Origin of the sequence: Nocardia sp. NPDC056952 (assembly GCF_042674185.1) — a bacterium.
In the GTDB taxonomy this organism is placed as follows: domain Bacteria; phylum Actinomycetota; class Actinomycetes; order Mycobacteriales; family Mycobacteriaceae; genus Nocardia.
The window spans coordinates 447,150-467,001 of sequence record NZ_JBHURA010000006.1 but is presented as its reverse complement, the minus strand read 5'-3'; the positions used below and the strand labels follow the sequence as shown (position 1 = coordinate 467,001).

General features: G+C 69.7%; 1 protein-coding gene (running past one end of the window). It reads right to left on the bottom strand.

Going from position 1 to position 19,852, the window contains the following annotated elements; translation table 11 throughout:
* Nucleotides 1-19,654, bottom strand: partial view of a non-ribosomal peptide synthase/polyketide synthase gene (locus ACFTS5_RS23255; protein WP_378634441.1) — the beginning only. It extends 24,491 nt beyond the left edge of the window; only the first 19,654 of its 44,145 coding nucleotides appear in the window; it begins with the start codon at nt 19,652-19,654; its stop codon lies beyond the left edge, outside the window.
* Nucleotides 19,655-19,852: the final 198 nt, after the last annotated feature.

Genomic DNA, 19,852 nt, shown 5'->3' with positions numbered 1-19,852 from the left:
CGATGCCGGCGCGGTCGATGCCGACCGGCAGTTCCAGCGCCATGGTCTGGTTGAACCGGTCGAACGAGCCGGGACGCTCGGCCATGAACCGCACGACCGGGGTCAGCGGCATCTCGCCGACGCCACCGCCCGGCAGCTCGGCCAGGGTGATCGCGGTCGCCGCCGCGACATCGGCGGTCTCGGCGACCGACGCCAGGCCGGCGACGGTGCGCTGTTCGAAGACATTGCGCGGGGAGAACAGCACGCCGCGCGCCTTGGCCCGGGAGACGAGCTGGATGGAGACGATCGAGTCGCCGCCGAGGGCGAAGAACGAATCGTCCACACCCACGCGTTCCACACCGAGCACCTCGGCGAAGACCTCGGCGATGGTCTGCTCGATCGGGTTGCGCGCGGCCCGGAAGGTGACCTCGGTGGCGAACACCGGCTCCGGCAACGCCTTTCGGTCGAGCTTGCCGACCGGGGTGAGCGGCACGTGGTCGATCACCATGATCGACGACGGCACCATGTACGCGGGCAGACGATCCTCGACGTGCGCGGTCAGCGCCGCGACATCGATCGAATGGCCCGGCGCGGCAACCACATACGCGACCAGCGAGACGGCGCCCGCGGTGCTCTTGTGGCCGACGGTGGTGGCGAAGTCGACGGTCTCGTGCGAGGCGAGGGCGGAGTCGATCTCGCCCAGTTCGATCCGGAAGCCACGGATCTTGACCTGGAAGTCGGAACGGCCGACGTACTCGACGGTGCGCTCGGCGGTCCAGCGCACCACGTCACCGGTGCGGTACATCCGCTCGCCCGGGATGAACGGGTCGGCGACGAACCGGTCGGCGGTGAGTCCGGCGCGGGCGTGGTACCCACGGGCCAGCTGGATGCCCGACAGATACAGCTCACCCGCGACACCCTCCGGTACCGGCTGGAGCTGGGCGTCCAGGATCAGTGAACGCATGCCGCGAGTCGGCCCACCGATGGTGACCAGCTCGCCCGGCACCAGCGCGGCGCTGATGTTCGTCATGATCGTGGTCTCGGTGGGGCCGTAACCGTTGTGGAAGGCGCGAGTCGTGCCGTCCGCCAAAGGAACTGCCCACTTCGACACCAGGTCGGCGGGCACCGCTTCGCCACCGGCGACCAGCACGCGCAGCGAGTCGAGCCCGCTGGGGTCGAAGGTCGCCAGGGCGGCGGGGGTGATGAAGGCGTGCGTGACCCGCTCGGTGCGGATCAGCTCGGACAGCTCGTCGCCGCCGTAGACGCCGGGCGGGACGACGACCAGCGCACCGCCGCGGGCCAGCGCCAGCAGCAGTTCGAGGATCGACGCGTCGAACGAGGGCGAGGCGAAATGCAGTGCGCGCGTGTCGGAATCGAGGGCATAGCGCTGGGCCTGCTCCTCACCGAAGTTGGCGAGACCGGCATGGGTGACGACGACGCCCTTGGGCACGCCGGTCGAACCGGAGGTGTAGATGACGTAGGCGGGCTGCTCGGGCGTGGTCGCGCGGACCAGTTCGGTGTCGGCGATCGGCCCGCCGTCGAAACGAGCGAGGTCCAGCTCGTCGAGTACCAGCCAGCCGGCGGCAGAAGCATCCGCGGCAGCGCTGTCGAGTGTCGGCGCGGTCGCTGCCTGGCCGTCCGGCGCCGTTGCGGATTCCTGCGCACCAGCCGTCGCGTGCGGCGTGGATTCGATACCGGCCGCATCGCGCGGCGCGATGTCCGGAAGTCCGCCCAGTACAGAGGCGACAGTGATGCCCAGCGGCGAACCGGAGTCGGTGACCATGTGGGCGATGCGGTCGGCGGGGTAGGTCGGGTCGACCGGGACGAAAGCCGCGCCGGTCTTGGCGACGGCCCACGCTGCCAGCACCGAGTCGGCCGAGCGGGGGACGCCGATCGCGACGAGGTCCTCGGCGCCGATCCCCTCGGCGATCAGCAAGCGCGCCAGGCGGTTCGAGCGTTCGTCGAGCTCGGCGTAGGACACACTCGCCCCCTGGAACACCACGGCCGGGCCCGTCGGGTTCTGAGCGACGGCCTCGGACAGCAAGCTGCGCAGGGTGCGGGCGGGTACCGGCGGTTCGCCGACCCGGAACACGAGGTCGGCCCGCTCGGCGGCGTCGAGCACATCGATCGCGCCGACCGTGATCGAGGCATCGGCGGCGATCGCTTCGAGCACTCGCTGCCAGCGCACGGCGATGCCGGCGACGGTGTCCTCATCGAACAGTTCGGTGGCGTAGTTCAGTGCCAGCGCCATCCCGCCGTGGCCGGGTTCGCCCAGCTCGGAGAGGGTGAACTGCAGGTCGAAGCGGGCGACGCTCTCGTCGAGGTCGAGCGCCGACACTGCCAGGCCGGGCAGTTCCAGGGTGGTGCGGTCCAGGTTCTGGAAGGCCAGCATCACCTGGAACAGCGGGTTGCGCGACTGCGAGCGCTCCGGTGCGAGGAGTTCGACAAGGCGCTCGAAGGGCACATCGGCGTTGCCGTAGGCGTCGAGGTCGGTCTTGCGGGCCTGCTCGAGCAGGTCGGTGAACGTCTCGGCCGGGCGCACGCCGGTGCGCAGCACCAGGGTGTTGACGAACATGCCGACCAGGTCGTCGAGGGCCTGCTCACCGCGGCCCGCGATAGGGGTGCCGATGGCGACGTCGTCGGAGCCGGACAGCCGGGCCAGCAGCACCGCGAGGGCGGTGTGCATGACCATGAACAGCGACGCGCCCTGGCGACGGGCGATCTCGTCGAGCGCGGCGACGAGTTCGGGCGAGAGTTCGCGGTGCACGGTGGCACCGCGCAGCGAGGCGATGGCCGGACGCGGGCGGTCGAACGGCAGGGTCAGTTCGTCGGGGACACCGGCGAGCTGGGACTGCCAGTAACCGACCTGGCGCGACATGAGCGAGTCGGCGTCGTCCTCGGTGCCGAGTACTGCGCGCTGCCAGATCGCGAAATCGGCGTACTGGACGGGCAGCGGTGCCCAACCGGGGGCAGTGCCCTGGGCACGGGCGGTGTACGCGCGCATCACATCTCGGGTCAGCGGCGCGATCGAGAAACCGTCGGCGGCGATGTGGTGCACGACCACGACCAAGACGTGCTCGGCACCCGCAGCCTGTTCGTTGTCAGCGGTGCGACCTGTGTGGCCTGCGGAGGCGACCCGGAAGAGGCGGGCGCGCATCGGAACCTGTTCGGCCACATCGAAACCGGTGGAGACGAACTCGGTGACAGTCTCGAACAGCTCGTCCTGAGCGATCGCGATCGGGCGAAGGTCCAGTGAAATGCGTTCCGCCGCGACGATCTGCTGCACCGGGGTGCCGCCGTGCTCGGGGTAGCGGGTGCGCAGCGATTCGTGCCTGCGGACCAGGTCGGCCAGCGCGAGTGCCAGTGCCTCGGTGTCGAGTTCACCGGTGAGCCGGATCGCGACGGGCAGGTTGTAGGCGGCCGAGGTGGTGTCGTACTTGTTGAGGAACCACATCCGCTGCTGCGCGAACGACAGCGGAACCAGTTCCCCTTCGGCGCGCTCACGGGCGACCAGCGCCGCGCGAGCGGTACCGCCGGTGTGCGATTCCACCCGTGCCGCGAGGGCTTCCACGGTGGACGCTTCGAACAGCGCGCGCACCGGCACCGTGGCGCCGAGCGCCGCACCGATGCGGGCGACGACGCGGGTGGCGATGAGCGAGTTGCCGCCGAGGTCGAAGAAATCGTCGTCGACACCGACGCGATCCAAGCCGAGCACATCGGCGAAGACCGCGGCCACGGCTTCCTGCACCGGTGTGACCGGTGCGCGGAAGGCCCGCGCCTGCACCGCGGGAGCGGGCAGCGCGCGGCGGTCCAGCTTGCCGTTGACCGTCAGCGGGATCCACTCGAGGCGCACGAGCGCCGCCGGAACCATGTAGGCGGGCAGCTGTTCGGCCGCACCGCTACGGATGGTCTCGAGGTCGGGTTCGAGGTCGCCCTCGGCGACCACGTAGGCGACGATCCGCTGGTCACCCGGCTGATCCTCACGCACGATGACCGCGGCCTGGGCGATGCCCGGCTGCGCGAGCACGGCGGCTTCGATCTCACCGAGCTCGATGCGGAAGCCGCGAACCTTCACCTGGTCGTCGGCGCGGCCGAGATATTCGAGTTCGCCGAAACGGTTCCAGCGCGCGAGGTCGCCCGAGCGGTACAGGCGCGAGCCACCCTGGTTCGGGCCCGCGAGCGGGTTGGCGACGAAGCGGGTGGCGGTCAGGTCCGGGCGACCGAGGTAGCCACGCGCCAGCTGCGGTCCGGCGACATACATTTCGCCCGCGACACCCACCGGCACCGGCCGCAACCGGTTGTCGAGGACGTACACGCCCAGACCCGCGATCGCCCGGCCGACCACCGAACCGGCGGCGGCGGCAATGGTTTTCGCGTCGAGCGCACGGAACGACACGTGCACCGTGGTCTCGGTGATGCCGTACATGTTGACCAGCGTCGGCGAGCTGTCACCGTGGCGCGCGACCCAATCCGACAGGCGGCGCAGCTCGAGGGCCTCGCCACCGAACACCACGTAGCGCAGGGCCAGCGGCTCCAGGCCCGGTCCGGCGTTGCGGTCGGCCTCGGCCAGCTGGTAGAACGCCGACGGTGTCTGGTTGAGGACCGTCACCTGTTCCACGCGCAGCAGTTCCAGGAACTGCTCGGGCGAACGCGAGGTGTAGTAGTCGACGACGATCAGCGAGCCGCCGAACAGCAGCGGCCCCCACAGCTCCCACACCGAGAAGTCGAAGGCGTAGGAGTGGAACAGCGTCCACACATCACGCGGGCCGAAGCCGAAGTCGCGATCGGTGTTGGCGAACAAGCGCACCACATTGCGGTGCGCGACCGCGACACCCTTGGGGCGACCGGTCGAGCCGGAGGTGTAGATGACGTAGGCGACATTGTCCGGCGAGAGCGGGGCGAGCCGGTCGGCGTCGGTGATCGGGGCGTCGTCGGCGTCTTCGATATTGCCGGTTTCCACGGCGAATCCGTCGAGCACCACCGAGGGCAGGTGCTCGGGCACCCGCACCTGGACGGTGGAATCGAGGACGACGCTGGTGGGGCGTGAGTCCTCGAGCACGTAGGCGATGCGCTCGGCCGGGTACGTCGGATCGACCGGCACGTAGCCCGCACCGGTCTTGACGACGGCGAGCAGCGCGACCACGAGATCGAGCGAACGCGGCAGGATCACCGCGACCAGCGATTCCGGGCCCGCGCCGTCGTCGATCAACCTGCGCGCCAGCACATTCGCACGGCGATCGAGCTCGGCGTAGGTCAGCGACTCGACGCCGAACTTGGCGGCGATCCGGTCGGGGTAGGCGGCGGCCGCGGCGTCGAACAGGTCGACCAGGGTCGTGTGCTTGTTACCGAACAGGCCACGCCGGTAGCCGGCGGGGGTGCTGGCGTCGTGGATGACCGGCAGACCGATGGCGTCGACACCGGAGGACACCCAGCGCTGCGCGACATCACGCTGTTCGGCCTCGCCGAGCAGGTCGATGTCGCCGACGATCACGTCGGGGTTCTCGGCCACGCTGCGCAGGATGCGGACCAGGCGGTCGCCGAAGGCGGCGACGGTTTCGGCGTCGAACAGATCGGTGGCGTAGTTCCACGACAGCGCGAGCGAGCCGTCGGCGGCCTCGCCCACGGTGAGCTGCACGTCGAATTTCGCCGTACCCGGATCGAAGTCGACGACCTCGAGATCGAGGCCGGGCAGTGCGATGGTGCCCGCGTCGGCGGCGGTGGCCGCCTCGAAGGTGAGCGCCACCTGGAACAGCGGGTGATGCGCCTGTGAACGGGTGGGGCTGAGCACGTCGACGAGGCGCTCGAACGGCACATCGGCGTTGGCGAAGGCGGACAGGTCGACCTTGCGGACCTGATCCAGGAGGTCGCTGAAGCTCGCGCTCGAGTCGACCTCGCTGCGCAGCACCAGGGTGTTGACGAACATGCCGACCAAGTCGTCGAGCGTGCGCTCGCCGCGACCGGCGATGGGGGTGCCGATGGCGATGTCGGTGCTGTTGGACAGGCGCGCGGCCCAGGTGGCCAGTGCCGCGTGCATCACCATGAACAGGGTGACGCCGCGGGCGCGGGCGATCTCGGTCAGCGCGTGGTGCAGTTGCGCGTCGACCGAGAATCGGTGCAGGTCACCGGCATTGGTGGCGACCTCGGGGCGCGGCCGATCGGCGGGCAGCTCGAGCTGATCGGGCAGATCGCGCAGCTGCTCGGTCCAGTAGGCGAGCTGGCTCGCGGCGACCGATTCGGGATCGGACTCCTCACCGAGGACCTCACGCTGCCACAGGGTGTAGTCGGCGTACTGGACCTCCAGCGGCGCCCAGGCGGGGTTCTCGCCGCGGGTGCGCTCGGTGTAGGCGATCACGACATCGCGCAGCAGCGGACGCAACGAGAAACCGTCACCGCTGATGTGGTGCATGACCAGCACGGCCACGTGGTTCCGGTCGTCGACTCGCAGCAGGCTCGCGCGGAACGGGACTTCGCGGGTCACGTCGAAGTGCACGCTCGCCAGTTCGATCACCCTGGCCACCACGTCGCTCGCGGCGACCGGCTGGGCGGCCAGCGCGACACGGACCTCGTCGGCGGGCCGGATCTGCTGGTAGCCCGCGCCTTCCTCGACCGCACCCGCGGCCACATCGGCCGCCGGGTAGAAGGTGCGCAGGGACTCGTGCCGGGCGACCACGTCGGCGATGGCCGCCTCGAGCGCGGCGACATCGAGCTCACCGGTGAGACGGATCGCGACGGGGATGTTGTTGACCGCGGTGCGGTTGTCGAAGCGGTTGAGGAACCACATCCGCTGCTGCGCCTGCGACAGCGGCACCAGCTCGGGCCGCGGGCGGGGGGCCAACGGGATGCGGCCACCACGACCGGTGTGCGTTTCGACCCGAGCCGCCAGCGCGGCCACCGTCGACGCCTCGAACAGCGCGCGCAGCGGCACCTGGGTATCGAGCGCCTCCGACAGCCGGGCCGCGACCCTGGTGGCGACCAGCGAGTTGCCGCCGAGCTCGAAGAAGTCGTCGTCGAGGCCGACCTGACCGGCGCCGAGCACCTCGGCGAAGGTGGCGGCGACGATCTGCTGCACCGGGGTGACCGGCGCCTGGAAGGTGCGCGCGGCGAACACCGGCGACGGCAGCGCCTTGCGATCGAGCTTGCCGGAAGCGTTGAGCGGGAACGCGTTCAGCACCACGTACGCGGCGGGCACCATGTAGACGGGCAGCTCCGCGCCGAGTGCGTCCTTCACCGCGTCGGTGTCCACGGTGGCGCCGGTCTGCGGGACGACGTAGGCGACCAGCTGATCGCCGGTGTGCTCGTCGGCACGGACCACGACCACCGACTGGGCGATCTCCGGCAGCGCCGTGAGCGCCGCCTCGATCTCGCCGAGCTCGATGCGCAGACCACGCAGCTTCACCTGGAAGTCGGTGCGGCCCAGGTACTCCAGCTCGCCGGTCGGCGTCCAGGTGACGAGGTCACCGGTGCGGTACATACGCTCGCCGGGCGCGAACGGGTCGGCGACGAAACGGTCCATCGTCAGGTCGGCACGGCCCACATACCCGTGGGCCAGCTGCACGCCCGCGAGGTAGAGCTCACCCGCGACACCCACCGGAACCGGTCGCAGCCGCGAATCCAGCACGTACAGACGGGTGTTGAACACCGGGGCGCCGATCGGCACCGTCTCGATGTCGGCATCGGTGACCTCGTGATAGGTCACGTCGACCGCGGCCTCGGTGGGGCCGTAGAGGTTGTGCAGCGCGGCGCCGGTCAATTCGCGCAGACGTTGCGCGGTCGGCGCGGGCAGACCCTCGCCGGAGGCGAACACATTGCGCAGCGAAACGCACTCGGCGGCGAGCGGTTCGGTGACGAACACGGCCATCATCGACGGCACGAAGTGCGCCGTGGTGACCTGTTCGGCCACGATCAGCCGGGCCAGGTAGGCCGGGTCGCGATGCCCGTCCGGCTTGGCGACGACCAGGCGCGCGCCGACCTGCAAAGGCCAGAAGAACTCCCACACCGACACGTCGAAGGTGGCGGGGGTCTTCTGCAGCACCACATCGTCGGCGGCGAGGCCGTAGGCGGCGTGCATCCACACCAGGCGGTTGACGATCGCCGCGTGGCTGACGGCCACGCCCTTGGGGCGACCGGTCGAGCCGGAGGTGAAGATGACGTAGGCGGTGTTGTCCGAGCGCAGCGGGCGGTGCCGGTCGGCGTCGGTGACCGGCTCGGCCGAGTGGCCGGACAGGTCGAGCTGGTCGATGCGCACCTCGCGACCGGCGGCCGCGGGCAGGCTCTCGCCGGAGGTGAGCACGCAGACCGGTTGCGCGGTCTCGAGGATGTGCTCGATGCGCTCGGCCGGGTGATCGGGGTCCAGCGGTACGTACGCGCCACCGGCGGCGGACACGGCGTACATGCCGACCAGCAGATCGATCGAGCGCCGCATACCGAGTGCCACATACGATTCCGGGCCGACGCCGGCGTCCTTGAGCCAGCGCGCCAGCTGACGCACGCGACCCGCGAACTCGGCGTAGGACAGACTCGTCCCCTCGAACGTGAGCGCGACCGCGTCGGGGGTCCGGGCGACCTGAGCCTCGAACAGCGCGTGCAGCGTGGCCGGCTCGTCGTCGCTCGGGGTGCTCAGCGCGGCGTCGACGGCGAATTCGGTGTCGTTCCAGCGATCGAGCACCAGGGCGCGCTCGGCGGAGTCGAGAAGTTCGATGTCACCCACGGGAGCCGAGGGGTCGACCACGACGGCGGTGAGCACGCGCAGCAGGCGAGCGCCGAAGGTCGCGGCGAAGCCCGCGTCGAAAAGGTCTGTCGCGTAGACGAGTTCGGCATCCATGTGGCTGTCGTCGTCGGCGGGGACCTCGCTGAGCGCGAGCTGCAGATCGAACTTGGCCGTGTGCTGGTCGATGCCCAGCTCGGAGACCGTGAGGCCGGGCAGTTCCAGGGTGGTGCGGCCCAGGTTCTGGAACGAGAGCATCACCTGGAACAGCGGGTGGCGCGACTGCGAGCGCGCCGGGTTGAGCACCTCGACCAGGCGCTCGAACGGCACGTCGGCGTGCGCGAAGGCGGCCAGATCGTGCTCGCGGACCTGACCGAGCAACTCGGCGAAGGTGGCGCCCGGATCGACCTGCGCGCGCAACACCAGGGTGTTGACGAACATGCCGACCAGGTCGTCGAGCGCCTGCTGACCACGGCCCGCGACCGGGGTGCCGATGGCGATGTCGGGGGTGCCCGACAGACGCGACAGCAGGACGGCGAAAGCGCTGTGCACCACCATGAACAGGGTGGTGCTGTGCTCGTGGGCGACCCGGTTCAATGCCTCGACGAGCTCGCCCGGCACTTCGAAACGGTGCGTGCCCGCCTGGTAGCTGGCCTGCGCGGGCCGCGACTTGTGGCCGAGGCGCAGCTCGTCGGGCAGATCGGCGAGCGCCCCGCGCCAGTGCTCGAGCTGCTCGGAGATCAGCGAGGTGGGATCGGTTTCGTCGCCGAGGACCTCGCGCTGCCACAGCGCGTAGTCGACGTACTGGATGTTCAGGGGCGGCCAGCCGGGTTCGGTGTTCGCGGTGCGGGCCACGTAGGCGGTCATCAAGTCGCGCACCAGCGGACGCAGCGAGAAACCGTCGGCGGCGATGTGGTGGACCACCATCACCAGCACGTGTTCGCGCTCGCTGAGCTCGTAGACCCGAAGGCGCACCGGCGCGTTCGCGGTGACGTCGAACCCGCGACGGGCGAACTCGTAGAGCGAGGTCGCCATGTCGGTCTCGTCGGCCTCGATCAGCTCGACGTCCGGAATCGAGCCCGCGGCGGCGAGCACCTTCTGGTAGGCGGTGCCGTCGGCCATGGCGGCGCGCCCCGACTCGGGGGCGACGTACACGGGGTACACCGTGCGCAGGGTTTCGTGGCGGGCGACCACGTCGGCGACCGCGCCGCGCAGCGCGGGCAGGTCGAGCAGGCCCTGCAGGCGGACCGCGACCGGGATGTTGTAGGTGCCGGTGTCGGCGACGTCGAAGCGGTTCAGGAACCACATCCGCTGCTGTGCGAGCGACAGCGGCGGATACTCGGGGCGCTGACGGGCCGTCAGCTCGGCGCGCAGACCGGTGCCCGCGTGCGATTCCACGCGGGCGGCCAACGCGCCGACGGTGGGCGCCTCGAACAGCGTCCGCACGCCGACCTCGGTGTCGAGCGCCGTGCTCAGGCGTGCCGCGACCTGGGTGGCCACGAGCGAGTTGCCGCCGAGGGCGAAGAAGTCGTCGTCCACGCCGACGCGTTCGGCGCCGAGCAGGTCGGCGAAGATCTCGGCGACGATCTCCTCGATCGGGGTCGAGGGCGCACGGAACACCTTCGCCTCGAACACGGGCGCCGGCAACGCTTTACGGTCGAGCTTGCCGGACGCGTTGAGCGGGAAGGCCTCCAGCACGACCAGGGCCGACGGCACCATGTAGGCGGGCAGTTCGGTGGTGATGCCCGCCTTCACCGCGGCCACGTCGAGAGCCGAGCCCGCCTCTGGCACCAGGTAACCGACGAGCTGGTCACCGGCGTGCGCGTCGGAGCGCACGACGACGACCGACTGCGCGACACCCGGCTGAGCCAGCAGGGTCGCCTCGATCTCACCGAGTTCGATGCGCAGACCGCGCAGCTTCACCTGGAAGTCGGTGCGGCCCAGGTAGTTCAGTTCGCCGTAGGTGAGACCGTTCTCGCCCGACACCGCGGTCCAGGTGACGAGGTCACCGGTGCGGTACATGCGCGAGCCCGCCGCGCCGTACGGATTGGCGACGAAGCGGTCGGCGGTGAGGTCGGCCCGGTTGAGATAGCCGACAGCCAGCTGATCGCCCGCCAGATAGAGCTCTCCCGCAACGCCGGGGGCCACGGGGTGCAGGCGCGAATCCAGCACGAACACCCGGGTGTTCCACACCGGGCGCCCGATCGGCACCGACTCCACATCGGCGTCGACGACCTCGTGATAGGTGACGTCGACCGCGGCCTCGGTGGGACCGTACAGGTTGTGCAGCCGGGCGCCGGTGAGCTCGCGCAGGCGCTGCGCGGTGGGCGCGGGCAGCGCCTCGCCGGAGGCGAACACCTGACGCAGGCGCACCGCGTCACCGTTGCCGTTGCTGCCGAGGGTCGAGACGAACACCGACAGCATCGAGGGCACGAAGTGCGCGGTGGTGATGTCGCGTTCGGCGATGATCTGGGCCAGGTACACCGGGTCGCGGTGGCCGTCGGGCTTGGCGACGACCAGGCGGGCGCCGGTCTGCAAGGGCCAGAAGAACTCCCACACCGACACGTCGAAGGTGGCCGGGGTCTTCTGCAGGACGGCGTCGGCGGCGTCGATCGGGTACTCGTGCTGCATCCACAGCAGGCGGTTGACGATCGCCGCGTGATCCACCGCGACGCCCTTGGGGCGGCCGGTCGAGCCGGATGTGAAGATCACGTAGGCGGTATTGGTGGCCCGAATCGGTTGCACGCGTTCGGCATCGGTGATCGGCGCACCGCTGAAGTCGGCGGGCGAGAAGATGTTCTCGACCGCGTGCACGGTGACGCCGTCGGCCTCGAACGCGTCGCGGCGGCTGGTGAGCACCAGTCGCGGCTGCGCGGTCTCGATGATGTGGCCGATGCGGTCGGCGGGCTGATCCGGGTCGAGCGGTACGTAGGCGGCGCCGGTCTGCAGCACCGCGTACATGGCGACGACGAGCTCCGTGGAGCGCCGGATCGCCAGTGCCACATTGTCACCGGGGCCCACGCCGTCGGAGATCAAGCGGCGGGCGATGCGGTTGGCCCGCTCCTGCAGCTCGCGGTAGGACAGCTCCTGCTGCTCGAAGACCAGGGCGACGGCGTCCGGGGTCCGCTCCACCTGCGCGTCGAACAGCGACATCAGCGTCGCGTGCGGGACGGCGTGCGCGGTGTCGTTCCAGTCGACGAGGACCTGCGCGTGCTCCTCGGGTGCGAGCAGATCGATGTCGCCGACGAACACCTCGGGATCGGCGACCACCGCGGCGAAGATGTTGTCGAGCCTGCGGGCGAACGCGGCGACCGTCGATTCGTCGAAGAGATCGAGCGCGTACGAGAACTCGGCCGCCATACCGCCGACGTCACCGTCGGTGTCCTGGACCTCGGTGAGCGTGAGCTGCAGGTCGAACTTGGCCAGCTGCGGGTCGTAGTCGATTCCGCTCACCGCGAGACCGGGCAGCTGCAGCGAGGCCTGCTTGTTGTTCTGGAACGACAGCATCACCTGGAACAGCGGGTGGCGCGACTGCGAACGGGCCGGGTTGAGCACCTCGACCAGGCGCTCGAACGGCACGTCGGCGTGCGCGAAGGCCTGCAGGTCGGTCTCGCGGGCCTGGGCGAGCAGGGTGGCGAACGGGGTGGCGCCGTCGACCTGCGAGCGCAGCACCAGGGTGTTGACGAACATGCCGACCAGGTCGTCGAGCGCCTGATCGCCACGGCCCGCCACCGGGGTACCGATCGCGATATCGCTGGAGCCGCTGGCCCGGGCCAGCAGCACCGCGAGGGCGCTGTGCATGACCATGAACAGCGAGGCGTTGTAGCGGCGGCCCAATTCGACCAGGGCACGCTGGGTTTCGCTCGCGATGACGAAGCTGTACGTGCCGCCCCGGTAGGACGCGGCAGGCGGGCGCGGGTGATCGGCCGGGAGCACCAGCTCGTCGGGCAGGTCCGCGAGTTCCTTTGTCCAGTAGGCGATCTCGGACGAGATCAACGACTGCGGATCGTCCTCGGAGCCGAGGACCTCACGCTGCCAGAGCGAGTAGTCGGCGTACTGGACCGGCAGCTCGGCCCAGGTCGGCGCCTCCCACGAGGTGCGGGCCGCGTACGCCATGATCACATCGCGCGAGAGCGGCGCCATCGACCAGCCGTCGGCGGAGATGTGGTGCACCACCATGCCGAGCACGTACTCGGACTCGGACACCTCGAAAAGCCGTGCGTGCAGCGGCACTTCGCTGGTCACGTCGAACGCCATCGACGCCAGATCGATCAGGTGATCGATGAGGTTGTCCTCGGTCACCCGGTACGGGGTGAGGTCGGGAACGATCTGCGCGGCGTCCAGGATCACCTGCACGGGGCCGGTGCCGGAGTCGGGGAACACGGTGCGCAGCGACTCGTGGCGGTCGATCACGTCGATGACCGCGACCTGCAGGGCTGCCACGTCGAGGTCACCGGACAGCCGGATCGCGACAGGGATGTTGTTGACCGCCGACGCGGTGTCGAAGCGGTTGAGGAACCACATGCGCTGCTGCGCCAGCGACAGCGGCACCCGGTCGGGACGTTCGCGGGCGACCAGGGCCTTGCGCGCGCCGTCACCGGCCTGCGACTCCACCCGGGCGGCCAGCGCCGCCACCGTGGGGGCCTCGAACAGCATGCGGACCGGGACACGGGTGTCCAGGGCGATGCCGATGCGGGACGCGACCTGGGTGGCGATCAGCGAGTTGCCGCCCAGTTCGAAGAAGTCGTCCTCGACACCGACCCGGCCGAGTTCGAGCACGTCGGCGAAGACCTGCGCGACGATCTGCTCGATCGGGGTGGTCGGCGCGCGGAACTCGCGCACCTCGAACACCGGCGCGGGCAGCGCGCGCCGATCGAGCTTGCCGTTGACGGTCAGCGGGACCGCGGCGAGCACCATGATCGACGAGGGCACCATGTACGCGGGCAGACGCTGTGCGACATGGTCGGTCAGTTCGGCGATATCGATCGAACTGCCCGGCACCGCCACGACATAGGACACCAGCGAGGTGCTGCCGCCCTTGTTCTTGTGGCCGATGCTGACCGCGAAGTCGACTGTCTCGTGCGAGGCGAGCGCGGAGTCGATCTCGCCCAGTTCGATACGGAAACCGCGGACCTTCACCTGGAAGTCGGAGCGGCCGACGTACTCCACGTTGCGGTCGGCGGTCCAGCGCACCACGTCACCGGTGCGGTACATCCGCGCACCGGGGGCGTAGGGGTTGGCGACGAAACGGTCGGCGGTGAGCGAGGCGCGCGCGTGGTACCCCCGCGCCATGCCGACGCCGCCGATGTAGAGCTCACCCGCGACACCGACCGGCACGGGGCGAAGGCGGTCGTCGAGGATCAGGGTGTGGACGCCGCGGATGGGGCCGCCGATGACGACCCGCTCCCCCGGGATCAGCCCTTCGCTGAGGTTGGACGCGATGGTGGTCTCGGTGGGTCCGTAGACATTGCCCAGCATGCGGCGCGAGCCGTCGGGCAGGCGCACGGCCCACTTGGCGACCAGTTCCGGCGGGACCGCTTCACCACCCGCGGCGAGCACCCGCAGGTGATCGAGGCCGCGGGCGTCGAAGGTGGCCAGCGCGGCCGGGGTCACGAACGCGTGGGTGACCTGTTCGGTGATGAGGATGTCGCGCAGTTCCTCACCGCCGTACACACCCGGCGGGACGACGACGAGCGTGCCGCCGCGACCGATCGCGAGCAGCATTTCCAGCACCGACGCGTCGAATGAGGGCGAGGCGAAATGCAGTGCGCGCGTGGTGGAGTCGAGCGAGTAGAGGTCGATCTGCTCGGCGCAGAAGTTGGCGACGGAGGCGTGGGTGACCACGACGCCCTTGGGCACACCGGTGGAACCGGAGGTGTAGATCAGGTACGCGGGCTGCGCGGGATCGGTCTGGCGGACCAGTTCACGCGGTGCGAGGGCGGCATCGGAGATACCGGTGAGGTCGATGTCGTCGACCACCACCCAGCTCACCGAATCAGGGAGGTCGTCGGCTTCACCGGTGACCGTGATGCCAACGGACACACCGGCGTCGGTGATCATGTGGGCGATGCGGTCGGCCGGGTAGTTCGGGTCGACGGGCACGAACGCGGCACCGGTCTTGGTGACCGCCCACACGGCGAGCACCGATTCCAGCGAACGCGGCACGGCGACGGCGACGAAGTCCTCGGCGCCCAGACCCTGCTGGATCAGCAAGCGCGCCAGCTGGTTCGAGCGACGATCGAGTTCGCCGTAGGAGACAGCGGTCCCCTCGAACACCACGGCGGTCGCCTCGGTGTCGCGGGCGGCCTGCGCGATCAGCTGCGGCAGGGTGCGCGCCACCGCGGCGGGAGCGCCGAAACGGGTGACCAGGTCGGCGCGCTCGGCGTCGTCGAGCACGTCGATCGCGCCGACGGTGACGGCCGGGTCGGCCAGGATCGCGTCGAGCACGCGGCGCCAGCGCAGCAGCAGCTCTTCGACGGTCGACTGATCGAACAGGTCGATGGCGTAGGTGAGCACGCCGGTCATGCCCGACAGCGAGCCGGTGCCGGTGTGTTCCTCGGTGAGGGTCCACTGCAGGTCGAACTTGGCCATGTCGACCTCGACCTCGTCGGCCGTGACCGTGAGACCGGGCAGCTCCAGGGTGCCGTGCGACATCTCCTGGAACGACAGCACCACCTGGAACAGCGGATGGCGGGCCTGCGAACGCGACGGGTTGAGCACGTCGACGAGCCGCTCGAACGGCACATCCGCGTTGGCGAACGCGCTCAGGTCGGTTTCGCGGGTGCGGGTGAGGAATTCGGTGAACGGCTGGGTGGGATCGACGTCGGAACGCAACACCAGGGTGTTGACGAACATGCCGATCAGGTCATCGAGGGCCTGCTCACCACGACCGGCGATGGGGGTACCGACGGCGATGTCGGTGGTGCCCGACAGGCGCGCGAGCAGCACCGCGAGGGAGGCGTGCACCACCATGAACAGGGTGACGCCGTTGGCGCGGGCCACGGCGGCGAGCTGTTCGTGGGTGTCGGCGTCGATCTCGAAACCGACGCGCGCGCCACGGAAGCTCTGCTGCTGCGGGCGCGGGCGGTCGCTGGGCAGGTCGAGCTGGTCGGGCAGGCCTTCGAGGGCGCTCTTCCAGTAGTCGAGCTGACGCGCGGCCATCGAGGCCGGGTCGGATTCGGCGCCGAGCAGTTCGTGCTGCCACAGGGTGTAGTCGCGGTACTGGACCGGCAGCGGCAGCCAGGCCGGAGCCTGGCCCGCGGCGCGAGCCAGGTAGGCGGTGGCGACATCGCGGGCCAGCGGGCCGAAGGAGAAACCGTCGGCCGCGATGTGATGCACGACGAAGGCGACCGCGTATTCCGGTGTGCCCGCACCGTGACCGTTGGACTCGGCGGTCCCACCGGCCACCTTGAAGATCTGCACACGGATCGGCAGTTCCAGGGTGACATCGAAGCCGGTGGAGGCGAAGTCGATCAGCTCGTCGCGCAGCCGCGACTGGTCGATCGGGGTCACCGCGATGCCGAGGTCGAACTCGTCGGCGCCCAGGACGTGCTGGAAACCGCCGTCGGCGTCGGGGAAGATCGTGCGCAGCGATTCCTGGCGCACCACAACATCATTGAGCGCGGCGATCAGGGCATCGACGTCGACGCTGCCCTTCATCTGCACCACGAACGGCAGGTTGTAGGTGGGTGCGGTGGGGTCGAACTGGTTGATGAACCACATCCGCTGCTGGGCCAGCGACAGCGGCACCTGTTCGGGACGCGGCTGCGCGACCAGCGGCGGACGCGCGGCGGAAACATCGGCGGGCGTGACGGATTCGGCCCGCGCGGCGAGTCCGGCCACGGTCGGGGTCTCGAACAGCGCGCGCACACCCAGCTGGATACCGAAGGCGGCGCCGATGCGGGCGACGACCTGCGTGGCGACCAGGGAGTTGCCGCCCAGTTCGAAGAAGTTGTCGTCGGCGCCGACGCGTTCCTGGCTCAGCACATCGCCGAAAATGCCGGCCACGATCTGCTCGGCCGGGGTACGCGGTGCGCGGAAATCGCCTGCGGCAGCGGTGAAGACGGGTTCGGGCAGCGCCTTGCGGTCCAGCTTGCCGGAGGTGTTGAGCGGGAACGCGTCGAGCACCATGATCGACGCGGGCACCATGTAGGCGGGCAGCTTCTCGGACACGAAACGAGTCAGCGTCGCCGGGTCGGCGGACTGGCCCGGCGCGGGCACGATGTAGGCCACGAGCTGCTGGCCGGTCGCGGTGTCGACCACGAGCACCGCGGCCTGGCTGACGGTCGGGTGCGCGAGCAGGTCGGTCTCGATCTCGCCGAGCTCGATGCGCTGACCGCGGAACTTCACCTGGAAGTCGGTGCGGCCGATGTACTCCAGCACGCCCTCGGCGTTCCAGCGCACGAGGTCGCCGGTGCGGTACATGCGCTCGCCGGGGGCGCCGACGGGGTTGGCGACGAATCGGTCCGAGGTCAGGTCGGGGCGGCCGCGGTAGCAGCGGGCCAGCTGCCGACCGGCCAGGTACAGCTCACCGGGGGCGCCGATCGCAGCCGGGCGCAGCCGCGAATCCAGTACGTAGACTTCGACATTCCACTCGGGGATACCGATCGGCACCTGTGTGGTGTCGGCTTCGGTGGCCTCCCAGTAGGTGACCGAGACCGCGGCCTCCGTGGGTCCGTACAGGTTGTGCAGGCCGGCGTCGGAGATCGCGCGCAGACCCGCGGCGGTCTCCGGGGGCAGCGCTTCACCGATGACGAAAACCGCACGCAGCGAGGCGCATTGAACCTGCGTGGCGTGCGAGACGAAGACGGTGAGCATCGACGGGACGAAGTCGGTCACGGTCACGCCGTGACGTTCGATCATGTCCGCGACATACAGCGGGTCGCGGTGGCCGTCGGGGCTCGCGATGATCAGTTTCGCGCCGACCATCAGCGGCAGGAAGTAGCCCCACAGCGACACGTCGAAGGTGGTGGCGGTCTTCTGTAAGTAGACGTCGTCGGCGGTCAACCGGTACTCGTCGAGCATCCACAGCTCTTGGTTGACGATCGCGTGGTGGGTGACCGCGACGCCCTTGGGGCGACCGGTCGAACCCGAGGTGTAGATGACGTAGGCGGTGTTGTCCGGACGCAGCGGGGACAGGCGGTCGGCGTCGGTGAGAGCTGTGGCGTCGAAACCGGTCGTGTCGAGTCGATCGATCTCGACGCGGGCGACGGTGTCGGGCAGGTCGAGGTCGTCGCCGGTGGTGGTCAGGACGCAGACCGGTGCCGCGGACTCGAGGATGTAGGCGGTGCGGTCGGCCGGGTGATCCGGGTCGATCGGCACGTACGCGCCACCGGCCCGCAGCACGGCGTGCATGCCGATGACGAGATCGAGCGAGCGGCGCATGCCGAGCGCTACGAGCGATTCCGGGCCGACGCCGTCGGCGATCAGGAAGCGGGCCAGCCGGTTCACCTTCGCGCCGAATTCGGCGTAGGTGAGGGTTTCGCCCTCGAAGTCCAGGGCGATGTTGTCCGGGGTCAGCGGGATCTGCGCGTCGAGCAGTGCGGGCAGGGTGGTCGCGGGGACCTCGTGTGCCGCGTCGTTCCACTCGGTGAGCGAGCGTTCCAGCTCGGCCGTGCCGGTGACCGGCAGGTTCCACACCGGCAGCTCGGCGTCGGCGGCCAGGAAACGGTCGAAGAACTCCAGGAACCGGCCGTGATGGGTCTGCGCGTCGGCGGCCGAGTACAGGTTCGGGTTGGTCTCGAAGTCGATATGGGAGCGGGTGCCACCGTGCGACTGATAGAAGTTGACGCCCAGGTCTTCGATGCTGCCCGTGGACAGCACGTTGAGCGTGCCCTCCATGCCGCCGAAGCTCAGGTGGTTGTCGAACAGCATGATGTTGACCCACGGGCCGAAGAACTCCGTGGAGACCATGCCCTCGCCCGCCGAATCACGGCGGATGTCCTCGTGGCGGTAGCGCTGGTGGCGCAGGGCGCCGGAGACCTCGGTGGTCACCGAACGCAGCAGCTGCGCGACCGTGGTGTCGTGGCCGACGCGCAGGCGCAGCGGGACGATGTTCGAGGTCACACCGCCCGAGCGACGCATCACCGCGGTGGTCCGGGCGGTGACCGGGAGGCTGAGGATGACGTCTTCGGTGCCGGTGATCTGGGCCAGATAGGCCGCGAAACCGGCGATCAGCAGGGGTGCGGCGGTGCTGTCGTGGCGGGCGATCGCCGCGGTGAGCAGCTCGTCCTGGGCGGTGCTCAGCGCCGCGCTGGTGACGTCGTTGACCGGCGAGGGCGGGGCCGAGCGGCCGGTGAGGCTGCTGCCCTCTTCCAGGCCCGCTACCCGCTGAGCCCAATGCTCTTTGTCGGACTGGAAGCGGGTGCTGTCGCGGTAGACGAGCTCGGACTCGTAGAGCGCGCGCAGATCGGTGGCTTTGTTCGGCGGGGCCGGGGTGCCGGTGACCTCGGCGGTATAGAGCTGTGCCGTGCGGTTGACGAAATTGTTGGCGCCGAAACCGTCGAGCACGATGTGGTGGACGCGGGCATACCAGTACCAGCGGTCATCGCTGAGCTGCAGCGCGGCGGCCTGGACGAGGCGGTCGTTGACGATGTCGAGCGGGCGGCTGTACTCGGCCCGCATCCAGGCGGCGGCGGCCGCTTCGGGGTCGGCCTCGCCACGCAGATCGACATAGATCAGCGTCGCGTCCTGGGTGGGGTCGATGGTCTGCATCGGCTCACCGTCGACCTCGACGATGCGCAGCCAGCCCGATTCGAGGTCGGTGGCCGCGTCGGCGCTCGCGCGCTCGAGCACGGCGACATCCAGGCGTCCACGCAGGTCGACGTACTGGGCGATGTTGATCGGCACCTGTGGGTCGACGTGCTGCGCGTACCAGATACCCAGCTGTGCGGGCGAGAGCGGGAAGTACTCCGAAGAGCCTCCACGTCCGTCACCAGTTTCGCCGTTTCCGCCGAAATCCAGCCGGTCCAACCCAAACCTCGCTTCCGGAACACCCGGTCAGGCGCTCCCCGACGACACCGGAACGCGAGCGCCCACCTGAATAAGCGTGGCGCCCGCGTCTCGGGTTCAGTTCTCGAATCAATCAGGCAAAAATGTCCATTGGCACTATCTGTCACCCAGGCTGGTCTCGTTACACGGCCGAGACCATGCACCTGACCGTCCGGCCGC